Below are 16,047 nucleotides of genomic sequence, written 5' to 3' on the forward strand. Positions count from 1 at the left end.
GAGGCAGCATGCGGCAATGGTGGCAACAAGGCAGTCCCTGGGTTTGGTTGAGCGCTTCGGCTTTGTTACTGTGCCTGGGGCTTTTTATGGCCCTGCTTTTGCTTATTACCAGCAAAGGCCTGCAGCATTTGTGGCCAGCACCTTTGGTGCAGTTTCAACTGACGGAGCAGACTGAACCTGAACTTGGGCGCTTGATGCGTCGCCAGGATGCAACTGACGGGATGGACAGGACGCTTTGGTTGGTCGATAGGGGCGATAGTCTCCAGGCAAGGGATAGCAGCCCGGCGGGGCGTTATCTGCTAATCACGGCGACTGAGCTGCTGCCTGAGCGGCCAGCAGAAGCGGTACTGGTGCAGATGTACGATGGCCGGACTCTGTATGCCTGGCGGCAGCCCCAGCGCACTGCAGATGCATTCTGGCTGCAAACCGGCACTGGGGAGCAAGTTGCCCTGCCGTGGGAGCAGGTACGGGCTCATTGGTTGCCGAATCAACTATCCTGGTGGCAAAAGCTCCAGCTGTACCTGCAGGAGTGGCGGCACTTTTTAACAGCGGCACCTAACCAGAATCCAGGGACAGGTGGCATCTTCCCAGCCATTTTCGGCACCCTGGTCATGGTGTTGCTAATGGCCGTGCTGGTAACACCTTTTGGCATACTTGCGGCCATTTATTTGCATGAGTATGCAGGTAAAAACTGGCTTACCCAATGGATTCGGACCAGTGTTTATAACCTGGCCGGTATCCCTTCGGTGGTGATGGGGGTCTTTGGTCTGGCGTTTTTTGTCTATGTGCTGGGAGGTAGCCTGGACCGCTTGTTTTATCCCGACCAGTTACCTGCCCCAACCTTTGGTACACCTGGGCTGTTTTGGGCTGCCTTAACACTGGCACTGTTAACTTTGCCGGTGGTCATTGTCGCTACTGAAGAGGGGCTGGCTAAGTTGCCGCAGGCTCAGCGTCTTGGCAGTTTTGCGCTTGGGGCTACTCAGGCTGAAACCATCTGGAAAGTTGTGGTGCCGCAGGCGGCGCCAGCCATGCTGACCGGGCTGATCCTGGCCGTGGCAAGAGCGGCCGGGGAAGTGGCTCCGTTGATGTTGGTCGGGGTGGTGAAATCGGCGCCCCAATTGCCGATTGACGGTCAGTTTCCTTACATTCACCTGGAACGAAAATTCATGCACCTTGGCTATCATCTGTACGATGCCGGTTTTCAAAACCCGGATACCGAGGTTGCCATCTCCTTGGTATTTACCATAGGGTTGGTATTGTTGACATTGATTTTATTGCTGAATCTGAGTGCTTTTTTACTGCGGCAACAACTGCGCAGAAAGTACCGTTTGATTGATTAGGGGAACCATGCAGAGCAAACTAGTGGTTGATAACTTTTCCTTGTGGTTTTCACAGCAGCAGGTGTTGGATAGGATTGCGCTGCAGATCCCGGCCAACCGGGTGACAGCCCTGATTGGCCCATCTGGTTGCGGCAAGTCCAGTTTGCTGCGCGCGATGAACCGCATGAACGAGTTGATGCTGGAATGTCGCAGCGAAGGGGATGTGCAACTGGACGGGCAAAGCATTTACCGGGTGGATACTGATCTGGCCCGGCTACGTTGTCGGGTTGGGATGGTGTTTCAAAAACCCAACCCTTTTCCTAAATCGGTGTATGACAATGTTGCTTTTGGTCTTCGCCTGCAAGGAGAGCGCAGTCACCGGCGGTTGGATGAGCAGGTCGAGTCGGCTTTAAAGCAGGTGGGGCTTTGGAGTGAAGTGAAGCAGCGGTTGCATCAAACGGCGTTAAGCTTATCCACCGGCCAACAGCAACGGCTGGTGATCGCCAGAGCGATCGCTTTGCAGCCGGAGGTTTTGTTGCTGGATGAACCTGCTTCGGCGCTGGACCCGATTTCCACTTTAAAAATCGAAGAGCTGATTTACGAGCTCAAGGCCAGCTATACTGTGGTGATTGTTACGCACAACATGCAACAGGCGGCGCGCATTTCGGATTTCACGGCATTCTTAAATCAGGGCCGGCTGGTGGAGTGGGGGGAGACTCATACCATCTTTACCCAGCCTACGTCGCAGCATACTGAAGATTACATCACCGGCCGTTTCGGCTAAGGAGCACCCGTTGGATACTTTGCATTTATCCCGTCATATCTCCAGTCAGTTCAATGAAGAAATTGAGCAAATCCGTAACCATGTGATGGCGATGGGAGGCCTGGTGGAGCAACAGCTGCATCAGGCGTTGCAGGCGATCGCCAATGCCGATAGCGACAAAGCACAACGGGTGATTGATAACGATCGTCAGGTCAATGACTGGGAGCTGAAAATTGACCACGAATGCACCCGTATCATTGCCAAGCGCCAGCCGGCTGCCAGTGATCTGCGATTGGTGATGACGATTTTAAAAACCATTGCCGATCTGGAGCGGATTGGCGATGAAACCCGCCGCATCGCCAAAGTAGCGCTGGAGTCTTTTAACACCCAGCAGCAGGATCTGTTGGTGAACCTGGACAATCTGGGCCGCCATGTCTGGCAAATGTTGCACGATGTGCTGGATGCATTTGCGCGGATGGATATCGAAGCTGCGCTTAGCGTCTACAAAGAAGACAAGCGGGTAGACCGTGAATACGAGGCCATTACCCGCCAGTTGATGACCTATATGATTGAAGATCCGCGCTCTATCCCCAAAGTGATGAATGTACTCTGGTCTGCCCGCTCACTGGAACGTATCGGTGATCGGTGCAAAAACCTGTCGGAATACATCATTTATCTGGTGAAGGGGAAAGTGGTGCGGCACAGCAATGAATCTGAATTGGAACGCAATGCCCGCAGTTAAACCACGCTCCGATGAAATATTTCATTTTTATTGCACAAATATCGGGGCTATAATGCCGCCTTAATTGCACCAATGCATAAAATATGACCAGCAGTGAGCGGCCAAGGCTGATTACACTGGGCTATTCAGGGCAAAAACGCATGAGTTATACACTGTTTGATTTTCTCCAGCTGATCGGTTCACTGGGGATTTTTATTTTTGGTATGAAGATTTTCAGCGAAGGTTTGCAAAAAATTGCAGGCAACCGGCTGAAAGGCATCTTAAGCGGCATGACCCGCAATCGTTTCACCGGTGTTCTGACTGGTTTTGGCACCACCGCCATCACCCAATCCTCCACCACCACCACCGTGATGGCTGTGAGTTTTGTCAATGCCGGCCTGCTCACCTTTGTGCAATCGACCGGTGTCATTATGGGGGCCAATATCGGTACTACCATTACTGCCTGGATGGTGGCGCTGTTTGGCTTTAAGTTTCAGATCACCCCGATCGCGGTTGCCGTCATCGGGGTGTTTTTTGCCTTTTTGTTCTCCAGCAACAGCCGGCTACGCAATATTGCCGAGGCGATGGTTGGCTTTGGTATCCTCTTTATCGGTCTTAACTTTATTAAAGACGCGGTGCCGGATATCAACAACAACCCGGCGATGTTTGCTTTTTTAGATGCTTTTACCGATTACGGCTATCTGTCGTTGCTGTTGTTTGTGGTGGTCGGGGCCATCCTGACCCTGCTCACTCAATCGTCCTCGGCAGCCACAGCCATTACCCTGGTGATGTTGTTTGAAGGCTGGATCTCCTTTCCGATTGCAGCGGCAATGATTTTGGGTGAGAACATCGGTACTACTGTCACGGCAAATATTGCCGCTTTGGTCGGCAACGTGCATGCCAAACGAGCGGCGCGCTTCCATTTCTTTTTTAATATTGTCGGGGTGATTTGGATGATGGCAATCATCTTCCCGATGCTCAGTCTGATGGATACAGCGGTGCAATATTTTACCGGCAATGCTGTGTCGGTGATGGACAGCAGCCAGGAGGCCCGTGCCAATGCTACCCTGGCGCTCTCCTTGTTTCATACCACCTTTAACGTGCTTAACGTGGTGCTGCTGTTTGCTTTTGTGCCCTATTTAATCCGCTTTGTCGAATACATTCAGCCAGACCGTGGTGGTGAAGACGAAGAATTTCACCTGCGTTATATCAGTGCCGGTGTGATGACCTCACCGGGCTTGTCGGTCGCCCAGGCGCAAAAAGAAATTCAGCAATTTGCCGGTGTGATTGAAAAAATGCACGAATCGGTCAATGAGTTGCTGTTTGAGCCTGGCAGCAACCGTGAAAAGCTGATGGAAAAAATCCAGAAATACGAGGATGCCACCGATCAGTTGGAAGTGGAAATTTCCGATTATCTGGTACGGGTTAGTGAGCATACCAACCTGGAACACTGGATGACCGAGCGCATTCGCTTTATGCAAACCATGATCAACGATATGGAGCGGATTGCGGATATTTATTATCAGGTCTCTAAATTGTCGGAACGGATGGTGGAAACCAACTCCACCTGGCCGGAAGATGCCAGCAAGGAAATGGCTGTGATGATGACGGCACTGCAGCATGCTATTTCAGCTATGAAAGATAATGTGGCGAAAGAGCCGGCTAGTGTGAGCCTGAAAGATGCGATTGCGTTGGAAGATAAGATTGACAGGCTACGTGATGAATACCGTAATAATCATTACACCCGGCTGGAAAGTGGTGATTATGCGCCGCGTGCAGGTGTAATCTTTATCGATATGTTGAATCGTTTGGAGCGGATCGGTGATCACGTGCTCAATGTCAACGAATCGGCATCGGGTCGCCGGTTAAAAGCGATGCGGATTGATGGCCAGGCCCAGGCACGCAAGGCGTAATTCAGGTCGTTAGCTACAAAAACAAAAACGCCGCTCAATGAGCGGCGTTTTTTATTGCAGAAAGACGGCTACTTTACTCGTAACGAACTTCCAGCTTCATACCACTGACCGCACGGAATGCATGCAGGCCAATGTGCCAGCTGCCTTCGGTCGGATTGCTGAAGGTGCAGATTTCATTGTTGCCATTCACACCCGGTTTGCAGTCGAATTGTGTTGCTGTTGGTACAGCGCCATAACGCACATGCAGATCGGCATCACCACGGCCACCGGAAATTTCTACCACCAGGCTGCTGGCTCCGGCGGGTACATCCACACTGTAGTAATCCCAGGTCCGGCGGTCGATGCTGATGTCGTTCACAACATAGCCACCGGCATCCGGTACATCCGGTTCATCCGGGGCTGTGAAGCTACCCACCAGGCTGACACCACTAAAGGCGGTATAGCCATTGATCATCACATGCCAGGTGCCTTCTTGCGGTGTGGCAAAATCACAACGTTCTTCGTTGCCAAAGCGGAATGGCCGGCAATCGTAGTCGCTTAGGGTTGGCTCTGATCCGAATTTGACATACAAATCGGCATCACCAGTACCGCCTGACATCACAAAGGATAAGTCGCTGGCATCGGCAGGCAGTTGCATGGTAAAGGACAGTTGTTCACCGCTGGCACCGGCAAGACCGGTCACTGGAACACCATTTTCCAGCTCGGTACCTGGCTCCGGATCTGGATCCACCGGATCATCCGGCTCGTCAGCACCTTCACAGCCATGGGTGGCCAGATAGTCAACAGCGTCTTTGGCCTGCACCAGACCCCAGCCGTAGGAGTTGTCACGGCCTGGGGCTCCTAAATCCTCAGCAGAGGCAGCCAGCGCCGCGCGGATTTCGGCATTGCTGCATTGTGGGAAGTGACTCCACACCAGTGCTGCAACCCCGGCGACATGAGGCGATGCCATCGAGGTGCCACTCATCAGGCCATAATTGCTGGCACCAGAGATCAGGTTGGCATCATCACCCAATTGACCAAGTAGCGTGGTGCCTTCTTCCTGCGATAAGCTCACAGCAGGAATGGTAGTGGTTGGATTATCACCCAGAGTTCCGCTGAAGTTGCCCGGCTCATTGTTGTAGATAATGGCGGCTACACCACCACCATCCTGGCAAGACTCTACTTTTTGTGCAAAAGAGACTTCGCCACGTGCAATCAGGCAAACCTTGCCAACCATATCATCGCAGGTGGTTAAGCCCAGACCGCAACTGGCGATCTCAGCCGTGATGCTGCCAGAACCTGCGTTGTCGATAGGGTTTGGATTAAAAGCAACACCATTGACCGACAGCATGGATTCCATGCCGGTCCCTTCCGGATAGGTAGAGCGTACATCCACACCAGGGCCTGCCAGTTCAACCTGCGCATTGCGCTGTGAAAAACTGGCCAGGGTTTTGGTGTCATCGACGGCTGCTACGGAAATGACCGAGTCGTACGAAGCCGGGTAAGACAAAGAGGTATTACCGGCATTGCCTGCAGCAGCAACCAATAAAACGCCATTATCATAAATACTTTGCAGTGCATTACGCTCAGCGACACTGGATCCTGCACCCCCTAAGCTCATATTAACCACAGTGGAGCCATTATCGGCACAAACATTGATAGCGTTGACCAGCGATGATGAGTAGCCCCAGCCACCGGCGTTAAAGACTTTAACGATATGCAGTTTAACTTCGCCATTGGGAAGCACACCCACAATACCAACATCGTTGTTCAGTGCTGCAATAGTACCTGCAACATGGGTGCCGTGTGGGCCTCCGGCTTCAAACCAGTTACCGGTGCCCGGATCATTGGTGCCGGTGATATTGCTGCTGAGGAAATCTTCATGGGGGAGATCCAGGCCAGAGTCGATAACACAGACGGTCTGATTGCTGGCAAATTGATCGGAGACCTGATCGGCCTGCACCATGGTGTAACCATATGGGATCTGTTGTGCCATCGGATAACGCACCAAATCTGGCTCGATCAACTCAATGGATGGATCCGCTTGCAAGCGTTTCAAAACAGCAGGTGGCAGTTCAGCGGCAATTGCCCGTTGTGGGCCAAGAATCAGTTTGGTTTTTCCTCCAAGCCGTTCGAGCGCATTGGCGGAGACTTGCAAGGCGGCTTGCTGATGGCTTTGACCTGGGCGCAGGGCGACATTTTGTTGGGACAAATGCTCAGACTTGTAGTGAATGATGAAACGATCACTGCTTGGCTCATTGTCAACGGCCTGCACCGCAAGCGGTGCTGCCAGCGCGGCGGATACCGCCAGCGCAAGCAAGCTGCTTTTAGGGTTGACAAAAGTAGTTGTTGATTTAGGCATAAGTTCACCCTCCTGAGGTGATTATTATCATTGTGTTTGTAGCACCTTCAATGAGAAGCAGACGGCAGGACAGACTCAAAGTGAAGCGACATCCAAGGGAACATAAGGGTTAGGCTGAATCAGCACATTAACCTTTAATAGTGTTACCTAATTAACTTATAACAATGCGTGCTTGTGTTCAATTATTAATTCACAGCTGTAATGGTTTGTTTCATTAAAGGGGAATTTTAGCTGCGTTGTTAGGGTGAGTGATAACCTAAAAGGCTTACTCTAGTTCCTTTATAAGGTATAATTGTTGCTAGGGTGCGGGGGTTAAATGCCGTGCGTTCAGTGAGCATCCTGATATAATCAGGCTGAAAACCAGAGGGGAGTAACATGAAGCGGTTACCCAGCATCAAGCAAATGCAGTATCTGTTAGCATTGCATGAACATCAGCATTTTGGGCGGGCAGCAGAAGCCTGCTTTATTGGTCAGTCAACCTTGAGTGCTGCCATTGCCAATATGGAAGAAACCCTCAATGCGCAACTGCTGGAGCGGGATCACAAAACCTTTATTTTTACCCCCCTGGGTGAAGATATTGTGCGCCAGGCCCGAGGTATCATTGAACAATGTGAAGAGCTTAGTTTGTTTGCACAAAGCCAGGGCAAGCCGATGTCTGGCCCATTCCGGCTTGGCTGTATTCCGACCATTGCTCCTTTTGTGCTGAGCGATATTATGGCTGAGTGCCGCCAGCAATTTCCCGAGTTGCAGTTATTATTGCGGGAAGATACCAGCGATAATTCCTTGCATGCACTGGCCGAAGGCCGTCTGGATATGGTGCTGTTGGCATTGCCCTACGAAACCGGGGCTTTTCATACCGAAGTACTGGCGCAGGATCCTTTTCAACTGGTGTTGCACCGCGATTGGCAAGCGGCAGGTTTCGAACAGGACATCAGCCAATGGCCGGATGAAAGTATTTTTCTCCTCGAGCGGGAGCACTGTTTGACTGGCCATGCCGTCAAAGCCTGCGAACTGGAAGATAACCGCAAAGTGAACCCGTTTTTTGCCACCAGTCTGCATACGTTAACTCAGATGGTAAATAACAAATTAGGGGTGACCTTTATGCCGCAGCTGGCGATCAATGCCGGCTTACTGCAAGGAACTGAACTGGTATGCCAGCGCCCGGCAGTAGGACTGGCCAGCCGTGATATCGGCGTAGCCTGGCGGGCAACCTCCAGCAAGCTGCATAGTTACCGCTTACTGGCCGAATTAATTCGGCAGGTATTGCAGAAGAAAGTTACGGTTCGTTAGTGCGGGCTGGCTTCAGTGCCAGCTCGGGTAAGATAAAGTCCGGGTATTGCAGGTACAGTAGCTCCAGTTGACCGTTGAGGTACAGCTGTTGATACTGCTGATCCCACCAGCGTTTGAGCTCCAGTCCCCTGGTATTGTCGGCAAAGCCCATAAAAATTGGTTCCCCCTTCAAAAAACGCAGCTCCAGCCCGGCTAAATCCTCTGCACTGAGCTTGTTTTTTAACTCCGTTTTTTCTACCAGAAAAGCATCCACCCGCCGATTTTTTACCATGCTGACGCCAGTTTGAATGCTGTTTACTTCATAACTGACAGTGTCGATATTGAGCACCAGATTGTAATTGTAGCCACGCTGAGTAGCCAGTTGCAGCTGACTTAACTGGCTGCTTTCATCCAGTTGCAACTGTCCTGCAAGATACAGCATGGCTATCTGATCCACATCAAAAGGCCAATCAGACAACAGGACTTGCCTGCTATCGTTACGGCCAACTCCAATCACCATATCCGCTTGTTGCTGCTCTACCATAGCAACCGCCCTGCTGTAACTGGTGTAGTGAAATGCCAGCTCAGTGTGATGGGGAAAAATAAGCACCAACAAATGCTGGTAAGCCCCCCGACCATCAGGCTCGGTGAAACCAGCCCAAAGATCAGTGGCGATCAGGATCTTTGCTTGCTGCAAGCCTGGCTCTGGAGCAGCCAGTTCCCCGGCACGAAGATGGCTAAGGCAACTTAGCAGTAGCAACAGATGCAAGATCAGGCGGAATTGAGTCATCATCGGTGCCTCCCTACCCAAGTGTAGACCTTTTCAAGCGATACCGGGGCGGATTTTTCTTGTTCAAAGCACAGGCTGTTATTAGACTAGCCGCCTTAGTTTTCATAGAGGGCCTGGAGGTTCTATGCAGGTATCTGATTTTCATTTTGAACTGCCGGATGAGCTGATTGCCCGTTATCCGCAGGCCGAGCGCTCTGCCAGCCGTTTGCTGTGTATGGATCGGCAGAACGGCACCTTAACACATCGGGTGTTTCGCGATATCGCTGAACAGTTGAAGCCTGGTGATCTGTTGGTCTTTAACAACACCAAGGTGATTCCGGCCCGGCTGTTTGGCCAAAAAGCCTCTGGCGGCAAGGTCGAAGTTTTGGTTGAGCGAATTTTGGATGAGCAACGTTTTCTGGCGCATGTCCGGGCCAGTAAATCGCCCAAACCAGGCACTGAACTGATTTTGGAAAACGATGCCAAAGTGACCATGGTACAGCGCCAGGGCGAGTTGTTTGAGCTGGAACTACACGGCACTGACAAGGTGCTTACCATGCTAGAGCGACTGGGCCATATGCCGCTGCCACCCTATATTGATCGGCCTGACAGCGAGGAAGACAAAGCACGCTATCAAACCGTTTATCACCAGAAACCCGGGGCTGTGGCCGCACCAACCGCCGGTTTGCACTTTGACCAGCCTCTACTGGATACACTGACAGCCAAAGGCGTTGAGTTTGCTTTTATTACCTTGCATGTTGGGGCCGGTACCTTTCAGCCGGTACGGGTAGAGGATGTCAGCAAGCATCAGATGCATGCAGAGTACATTGAGGTTGAGCAAAGTGTGATTGATGCGGTGCAGGCCTGCAAAGCACGTGGTAATAAAGTGATCGCGGTAGGGACTACCTCGGTGCGGGCGCTGGAGAGTACGGCGCAGCATGCTTTAAGCCAGCAGCAGCCATTGGCACCCTTTCAGGGCGATACCCAGATCTTTATTTACCCTGGTTATCAATTTCAGCTGGTGGATGCTCTGATCACCAACTTCCACTTGCCTGAGTCGACCTTGATTATGCTGGTATCGGCCTTTAGCACACGTGACTATGTGATGCATGCATACCGGATGGCAGTGCAGCAGCAATACCGTTTTTATTCCTATGGCGATGCCATGTTTATTAGCTAAAACGCGGCCAAGGCAGGATGCCTTGCATCGCATTTTGCTGCCGGACAGGGTATGATAGCGCCGGCAAAGCCGGACTGTTTTTCCGGTGTACGAGGTAAGCTGTGAAATTTGAATTGTTAGCGACTGACGGCAAGGCCCGTCGAGGTCAGATGATGTTTGAGCGGGGCGTGGTCGATACGCCTGCTTTTATGCCGGTGGGCACCTATGGCACCGTTAAGGGCATGACACCGGAAGAACTGGAACAAACCGGGGCGCAAATTTGTCTTGGTAACACCTTCCACCTAATGCTTCGCCCTGGTACCGATATTATCAAGCTGCATGGCGACTTGCATGATTTTATGCACTGGCACAAACCCATACTGACGGATTCAGGCGGTTTTCAGGTATTTAGCCTGGGAGAATTGCGCAAAATTACTGAAGAAGGGGTGCTGTTTCGCTCACCTCTGAATGGCGAGAAAATCATGCTGACACCGGAGCGCTCGATGGAAGTGCAACAGGCTCTGGGCTCTGATATTGTGATGATTTTCGACGAATGCACGCCGTATCCAGCCACTGAGCAGCAAGCCAAAAAATCGATGGAATTGTCGTTGCGCTGGGCAGCCCGCAGTAAAGCAGCCCATGGTGAGAACCCCTCGGCCTTGTTTGGTATCATTCAGGGGGGTATGTACCCCGGGCTGCGTGATGTATCTTTGCAAGGGTTGGAAGCCATTGGTTTTGATGGCTACGCCATTGGTGGTTTATCGGTGGGTGAGCCCAAAGAAGACATGATCAACATTTTAAACCACACCACCGATCAAATGCCGGCGCACAAGCCGCGTTACTTGATGGGCGTGGGTAAGCCGGAAGATATTGTTGAAGCGGTGCGCCGTGGCATCGATATGTTCGATTGCGTGATGCCAACCCGCAATGCCCGCAATGGTCATTTGTTTGTTAGTGATGGTGTGGTAAAAATTCGCAATGCCAAGCACAAGGCCGATACGGCGCCTTTGGATAAAAATTGTGATTGCTACACTTGTAAAAATTATTCCAGAGCCTATCTACATCATCTGGATCGTTGCAATGAAATACAGGGCGCTCGTCTGAACACCATCCATAATCTGCATTTTTACCAGAAGTTAATGCAGGGATTGCGTGAAGCCATTGCCACTGGTACTTTGAACCAATTTGTTGCTGACTTCTATGCCGCCCGAGGTATAGATGTACCAGCGCTTGATTGATTACGTTTATTTAAGGGGATAGTTATGAGTCTGTTTATTGCAAATGCACATGCGACAGGTGGCAGTGCACAAGGTGGCGGTGGTATGGAACTGGTCATCATGTTATTGGCCTTTGGTTTGATTTTTTATTTTTTGATCTACCGGCCACAAGCCAAGCGGGTGAAAGAACATAAGAATCTGATGGGTGCATTGGGGAAAGGGGACGAGGTGTTGACTCAGGGCGGTCTGGTTGGCCGTATCAGCAAAATCTCCGAAGAAAAAGACTTTATCGTGCTGGCACTGAATGACAGCACCGAAGTCACGGTACAAAAAGCGTCTGTGTCGGCAGTATTGCCAAAGGGCACCCTGAAATCGCTGTAATCTGAACTGCAATCGATGCAAAAGGACAGTTGAGTGTTAAATCATAACCCAGTATGGCGTTATCTGTTGGTCGTCTTGGTGCTGTTGGTCGGCACCTTGTATGCCCTGCCGAACTTATACCCGGAAGATCCCGCCATTCAAGTGAGCGCCACCCGTGGTGGCGAGGTGCAGCAAGGCAGTTTGGTGTTGTTGCAACAGCGTTTTGAAGAAGAAAATATTGCACTGAAAGATATCGCGTTGCAGGATGGCCAGCTACTGGCTCGCTTCTTCAATACGGAAGATCAATTGCGTGCCCGTGAGCTGGTCAGTCGCAGTCTTGGCAATAGCTACGTTACTGCACTGAATATGGCACCTACCACGCCAGCCTGGCTTAGAGCCATTGGCGCCAGCCCGATGAATCTGGGTCTGGATTTACGCGGCGGTGTGCATTTTTTAATGGCCATCGACATGCAGGCGGCCATTGACAAACAGCTGAACGATTTAGCGCAGATTTTCCGTACCGATATGCGTGAAGCCCGTATTCGCTTTGGCAATGTTCAGGCCGATACCGATACCGGCACTGTGCTGGTGCAGCTGCGTAATGCTGAGGATTTAGCGGCTGCCCGTCGTCTGATTAGCCAGGACCGCGATTTGGAAGTGAGCGCTGGCCCTGTGGAATTCAGTCTGCAAGTGCGGATGAGTGACAGTAAAATTGCTGAAATCCGTGATTATGCACTGCAACAGAACATCACCATCATCCGCAATCGGGTGAATGAAATTGGGGTAGCCGAGCCGCTGGTACAGCGGCAGGGCGAGCGCATCATCGTGCAATTGCCTGGTGTGCAGGATACCGCTCGTGCGAAAGAGATCTTGGGGGCTACTGCCACGCTGGAATTCCGGCTGGTGGATGAGAATGTTGACCTGAATGATGCATTGGCCGGGCGCATTCCTCCAAGTGCAGAGCTGTACTATGATCGGGATGGTCGTCCGGTTGTGTTGCAACGCCGGATCATGCTCACCGGTGATCGTATTACCGGCGCTAACTCCAGCTTTGATGAGTACGGCCGGCCGCAGGTCAATATTTCACTGGATGCCCAAGGCGGCAATATGTTCTCCCAGGCCACCCGTGATGCGATAGGTCGCGGCATGGCGACCGTCTTTATTGAATACAAGCCAACTGAAGAAATTGGCCCGGATGGCAACCCTGTACTGGAAAAAGTAGAGGAAGTGATCAACGTGGCTACCATTCAGGCGCGACTGGGCCGCAGCTTCCGCATCACCGGTATTGCTAATCCGGGTGAAGCGCACAATCTGGCTTTGCTGTTGCGGGCTGGTGCTTTGCTGGCACCAACACAAATCATTGAAGAGCGTACCATAGGTCCAAGCCTGGGCCTGGAAAATATTGAACTGGGCCAAACCGCCATTATGTTGGGTCTGGCAGCCGTGCTGGTATTTATGGTGCTGTATTACAAAGCCTTCGGCCTGGTTGCCAATGCTGCTTTGGTCGCCAACCTGGTGTTGATCGTTGGTGTGATGTCGATGATCCCGGGGGCAACGCTAACTCTGCCGGGCATGGCAGGTATTGTGCTTACCGTAGGTATGGCGGTCGATGCCAATGTGTTGATTTTTGAGCGGATACGCGAAGAATTGCGCGATGGCCGCAGTGTGCAGCAGGCCATTCATCATGGCTACGACAGAGCGCTTTCTACCATCGCCGATGCCAACGTCACTACCTTGATTGCTGCTTTGATTCTGTTCGGGGTAGGTACCGGCCCAATCAAAGGCTTTGCCGTGACGCTGATGATCGGTATCGTCACCTCGATGTTTACCGCCATTGTCGGTACACGTTTGCTGGTCAACATGATCTGGGGCGGACGTCGCCTGCAGAAGTTGCCAATTTAAGGGGGCCATGATGATCGCAATTAACTTTAACAACACCATCAACTTTATGAAGTTGAAAATGCCGGCCCTGATTTTATCCGGTATTTTGATCATTGCTTCACTTGGCATTATGGCCACCAAGGGCATGAACTGGGGGCTGGACTTCACCGGTGGTACCGTGATCGAAGTTGGTTACGAGCGAGATGCAGACTTGTCTGCAGTGCGCTCTGTGCTGGCTGAAGCCGGTTACCCGGACGCAGTGGTACAGTACTTTGGTTCCAGCCGTGAAGTCTTGATCCGCATTGGTCCACGCGATGATATCGAGCAGGTAACGTTGGGCGAGCAGGTTCTGAGCTTACTGGCCGACAACGAAAGCGGTAGCGTAGATATGCGCCGAATTGAGTTTGTCGGTCCAAGTGTGGGTGCTGAGCTAAAAGAGCAGGGTGGCCTTGCTACCCTGGCAGCCCTGATTTGCATTCTGATCTATGTCGCTTTTCGCTTTGAGTGGCGCTTTGCGTTAGGTGCCGTGGTTGCTTTGGCACACGATGTGATTATTACCCTTGGCCTTTTTGCGTTATTCGGCCTGGAGTTTGACTTGACCGTGCTGGCCGCAGTACTCGCCGTGATTGGCTACTCGCTGAACGATACCATTGTAGTCTGTGATCGGATCCGTGAAGGCTTTCGCCGTATCCGCGACAGCGAGCCGGTCGAGGTGGTGAACGAATCCCTGACCGGAACCATGAGTCGTACCATCATTACCTCTTTAACGACTATTCTGGTTTTGCTGGTACTGTTTTTCAAAGGCGGTGCCTTGATCCATGGTTTTGCTACCGCCTTGTTATTCGGCGTGATTATCGGAACTTATTCGTCGGTTTATATTGCCAGCTCCATGTCGTTGTTGCTGGGCATTAGCCGTGAAGATCTGATGCCACCACCGGTAGAAAAAGAAGGCGAAAATACCGAGCCCTTGCTATAAAAGGCCGAACCTTCCACAATGCCAGTCTTCTGACTGGCATTTTTTATGGAGCTTGTTATGCCGCACTCCCCAGCTTTTCTCGCATTGGTCAACGCCGCCAAAGCCGTTATCAAGGAAATGGACATTGCGAGCCTGCAACAGCGCACTACCCCCTATGTGTTGATAGACACCCGGGAAGATCACGAATGGCAGCAAGGGCATTTGCCTGGGGCCATGCATCTTGGCAAAGGCATTATCGAACGGGATATTGAGCAAACCGTGCAAGATAAGCAGCAGGTGATTATTTTGTATTGCGGTGGCGGTTACCGCTCGGCATTAGCAGCGCAGGCGCTGCAACAGATGGGGTACCAGCAGGTATTTAGCCTGGCCGGTGGTTACCGTGCCTGGAAAGAACAAGGGTTGCCTGTTGAGCTACCGTAAAAAAATGCAGCCGTAAAACAGTGGCCAATAAAAAACCCGGCCAGGCCGGGTTTGATAGCAAACCTTGCTTAGCGCATCAAATCTTCGGTCAGGTGTGGCCGCATGGTTTTTAGCATACCCTGCAGCACTTTCGGGCTGGCAGCGACTACATTACCACTTTTCAGTTGGTTGTTGCCGCCGGCAAAATCAGTCACCATGCCACCTGCTTCGCGCACAATCAGCTCACCGGCGGCGATGTCCCATGGTTTTAAACCAATTTCCCAGAAACCGTCTAAACGGCCTGCGGCGACATAGGCCAAATCCAAAGCGGCCGACCCAGCACGGCGCATATCAGCAACCAACGGAAACAGGCTGTTAAACACGCTGCTGTATACCGGCAGCAATTGCTTTTGCTTAAAGGGGAAGCCAGTACCAAGCATGGCACCTGCCAGCTCAGGCCGGTTGCCAACGCGGATCCGGCGGCCATTCAGTTGGGCCCCACGGCCACGGGAAGCGGTAAAGAGCTCGTCACGCAGCGGATCGTAGATCACGGCCTGCTCAAGCTTACCCTGAACTTTTAACGCAATGGAAATCGCTACATGCGGGATGCCGCGGATAAAATTGGAAGTGCCATCGAGTGGGTCGATGATCCATTGGTGATCGCTGTCTGCCGGTCCCTGCACGCCCAGCTCTTCACCAACCACACTGTGGCCTGGGAAGGATTTGCGCAAGGTTTGCACAATCAGTTGCTCGGCTTCACGGTCGATGTTGGTGACAAAGTCGTTGCTGGATTTCTCCGTCGATTTGACAATATCCAGTTGCTCACAAGAGCGGGCGATAAGTGTTCCAGCACTGCGGGCAGCACGGATGGCGATGTTCAACATCGGATGCATAGCGATTACCTTATTGGAAAAAGAGCGGTTAAAACTTACACAAAAGTGCGGCCGCTATTGTAGCGAC

At 51.8% G+C, this 16,047-nt stretch carries 14 protein-coding genes; 11 read left to right on the plus strand and 3 right to left on the minus strand.

Annotated elements, in window-relative coordinates; genetic code table 11:
- Nucleotides 1-8: 8 nt before the first annotated feature.
- From pstA to QWF21_RS03260, 4 genes are all read left to right on the plus strand, one after another.
- Entirely contained in the window at nucleotides 9-1,340 is a 1,332-nt protein-coding gene (pstA, locus tag QWF21_RS03245) for a phosphate ABC transporter permease PstA (RefSeq protein WP_330086604.1), read from the plus strand.
- Nucleotides 1,341-1,347: 7 nt separating this feature from the next.
- Nucleotides 1,348-2,103: a phosphate ABC transporter ATP-binding protein PstB gene (gene pstB, locus QWF21_RS03250; protein WP_330086605.1), complete on the plus strand. Its 756-nt coding sequence runs from the start codon at nucleotides 1,348-1,350 to the stop codon at nucleotides 2,101-2,103.
- Nucleotides 2,104-2,113: 10 nt separating this feature from the next.
- Nucleotides 2,114-2,824 carry a phosphate signaling complex protein PhoU gene (phoU, locus tag QWF21_RS03255; protein ID WP_330086606.1) on the plus strand — a complete coding sequence of 237 codons (711 nt, stop codon included), beginning with the start codon at nucleotides 2,114-2,116 and terminating at the stop codon, nucleotides 2,822-2,824.
- A gap of 140 nt (nucleotides 2,825-2,964) precedes the next feature.
- On the plus strand, nucleotides 2,965-4,716 hold the full coding sequence (locus QWF21_RS03260) for a Na/Pi cotransporter family protein (protein WP_330086607.1): 1,752 nt from the start codon (nucleotides 2,965-2,967) through the stop codon (nucleotides 4,714-4,716).
- Nucleotides 4,717-4,789: 73 nt separating this feature from the next.
- Here the strand turns inward: QWF21_RS03260 and QWF21_RS03265 are convergent, their stop codons facing one another.
- Entirely contained in the window at nucleotides 4,790-7,057 is a 2,268-nt protein-coding gene (locus tag QWF21_RS03265) for a S8 family serine peptidase (RefSeq protein WP_330086608.1), read from the minus strand.
- Nucleotides 7,058-7,432: 375 nt separating this feature from the next.
- On the opposite strand from QWF21_RS03265, the gene QWF21_RS03270 reads away from it, so the two are divergent.
- Nucleotides 7,433-8,347, plus strand: coding sequence for a hydrogen peroxide-inducible genes activator (locus QWF21_RS03270; protein WP_330086609.1), 915 nt, complete (start codon nucleotides 7,433-7,435; stop codon nucleotides 8,345-8,347).
- On the opposite strand, the gene QWF21_RS03275 is transcribed toward QWF21_RS03270, so the two are convergent.
- The gene (locus tag QWF21_RS03275; RefSeq protein WP_330086610.1) at nucleotides 8,334-9,119 is read right to left on the minus strand and encodes a substrate-binding periplasmic protein; all 786 of its coding nucleotides are present in this window, start codon (nucleotides 9,117-9,119) and stop codon (nucleotides 8,334-8,336) included. The two genes, QWF21_RS03270 and QWF21_RS03275, sit on opposite strands and share 14 nt — an antisense overlap.
- Nucleotides 9,120-9,240: 121 nt before the next feature.
- On the opposite strand from QWF21_RS03275, the gene queA reads away from it, so the two are divergent.
- The 6 genes from queA (at nucleotide 9,241) to QWF21_RS03305 (ending at nucleotide 15,108) form a co-directional block, all read left to right on the plus strand.
- The gene (queA, locus tag QWF21_RS03280; RefSeq protein WP_330086611.1) at nucleotides 9,241-10,275 is read left to right on the plus strand and encodes a tRNA preQ1(34) S-adenosylmethionine ribosyltransferase-isomerase QueA; all 1,035 of its coding nucleotides are present in this window, start codon (nucleotides 9,241-9,243) and stop codon (nucleotides 10,273-10,275) included.
- 101 nt (nucleotides 10,276-10,376) lie between these two features.
- On the plus strand, nucleotides 10,377-11,492 hold the full coding sequence (gene tgt / locus QWF21_RS03285; protein ID WP_330086612.1) for a tRNA guanosine(34) transglycosylase Tgt: 1,116 nt from the start codon (nucleotides 10,377-10,379) through the stop codon (nucleotides 11,490-11,492).
- Nucleotides 11,493-11,516: 24 nt separating this feature from the next.
- Nucleotides 11,517-11,852, plus strand: coding sequence for a preprotein translocase subunit YajC (gene yajC / locus QWF21_RS03290; protein WP_091343433.1), 336 nt, complete (start codon nucleotides 11,517-11,519; stop codon nucleotides 11,850-11,852).
- 33 nt (nucleotides 11,853-11,885) lie between these two features.
- Nucleotides 11,886-13,733: a protein translocase subunit SecD gene (gene secD, locus QWF21_RS03295; protein WP_330086613.1), complete on the plus strand. Its 1,848-nt coding sequence runs from the start codon at nucleotides 11,886-11,888 to the stop codon at nucleotides 13,731-13,733.
- Nucleotides 13,734-13,743: 10 nt separating this feature from the next.
- Complete coding sequence (gene secF, locus QWF21_RS03300) at nucleotides 13,744-14,688, plus strand: protein translocase subunit SecF (RefSeq protein ID WP_330086832.1); 945 nt, start codon at nucleotides 13,744-13,746, stop codon at nucleotides 14,686-14,688.
- Between the two features lie 57 nt (nucleotides 14,689-14,745).
- On the plus strand, nucleotides 14,746-15,108 hold the full coding sequence (locus tag QWF21_RS03305; protein WP_330086614.1) for a rhodanese-like domain-containing protein: 363 nt from the start codon (nucleotides 14,746-14,748) through the stop codon (nucleotides 15,106-15,108).
- A 68-nt stretch (nucleotides 15,109-15,176) separates the two neighbouring features.
- Here QWF21_RS03305 and suhB read toward each other — a convergent pair whose 3' ends face one another.
- The gene (gene suhB / locus QWF21_RS03310) at nucleotides 15,177-15,980 is read right to left on the minus strand and encodes an inositol-1-monophosphatase (RefSeq protein WP_330086615.1); all 804 of its coding nucleotides are present in this window, start codon (nucleotides 15,978-15,980) and stop codon (nucleotides 15,177-15,179) included.
- Nucleotides 15,981-16,047: the final 67 nt, after the last annotated feature.

This window comes from Alkalimonas mucilaginosa (assembly GCF_036327005.1).
Taxonomy (GTDB): Bacteria; Pseudomonadota; Gammaproteobacteria; order Enterobacterales; family Alteromonadaceae; genus Alkalimonas; species Alkalimonas mucilaginosa.

Bases quoted from the DNA above. Each gene is read 5' to 3' on its own strand.
- QWF21_RS03305 (WP_330086614.1), top strand. From the start codon at position 14,746: ATGCCGCACTCCCCAGCTTTTCTCGCATTGGTCAACGCCGCCAAAGCC.
- pstA (WP_330086604.1), top strand. From the start codon at position 9: ATGCGGCAATGGTGGCAACAAGGCAGTCCCTGGGTTTGGTTGAGCGCT.
- pstB (WP_330086605.1), top strand. From the start codon at position 1,348: ATGCAGAGCAAACTAGTGGTTGATAACTTTTCCTTGTGGTTTTCACAG.
- QWF21_RS03275 (WP_330086610.1), bottom strand. From the start codon at position 9,119: ATGATGACTCAATTCCGCCTGATCTTGCATCTGTTGCTACTGCTAAGT.
- secF (WP_330086832.1), top strand. From the start codon at position 13,744: ATGATCGCAATTAACTTTAACAACACCATCAACTTTATGAAGTTGAAA.
- queA (WP_330086611.1), top strand. From the start codon at position 9,241: ATGCAGGTATCTGATTTTCATTTTGAACTGCCGGATGAGCTGATTGCC.
- QWF21_RS03260 (WP_330086607.1), top strand. From the start codon at position 2,965: ATGAGTTATACACTGTTTGATTTTCTCCAGCTGATCGGTTCACTGGGG.
- suhB (WP_330086615.1), bottom strand. From the start codon at position 15,980: ATGCATCCGATGTTGAACATCGCCATCCGTGCTGCCCGCAGTGCTGGA.
- yajC (WP_091343433.1), top strand. From the start codon at position 11,517: ATGAGTCTGTTTATTGCAAATGCACATGCGACAGGTGGCAGTGCACAA.
- QWF21_RS03270 (WP_330086609.1), top strand. From the start codon at position 7,433: ATGAAGCGGTTACCCAGCATCAAGCAAATGCAGTATCTGTTAGCATTG.
- QWF21_RS03265 (WP_330086608.1), bottom strand. From the start codon at position 7,057: ATGCCTAAATCAACAACTACTTTTGTCAACCCTAAAAGCAGCTTGCTT.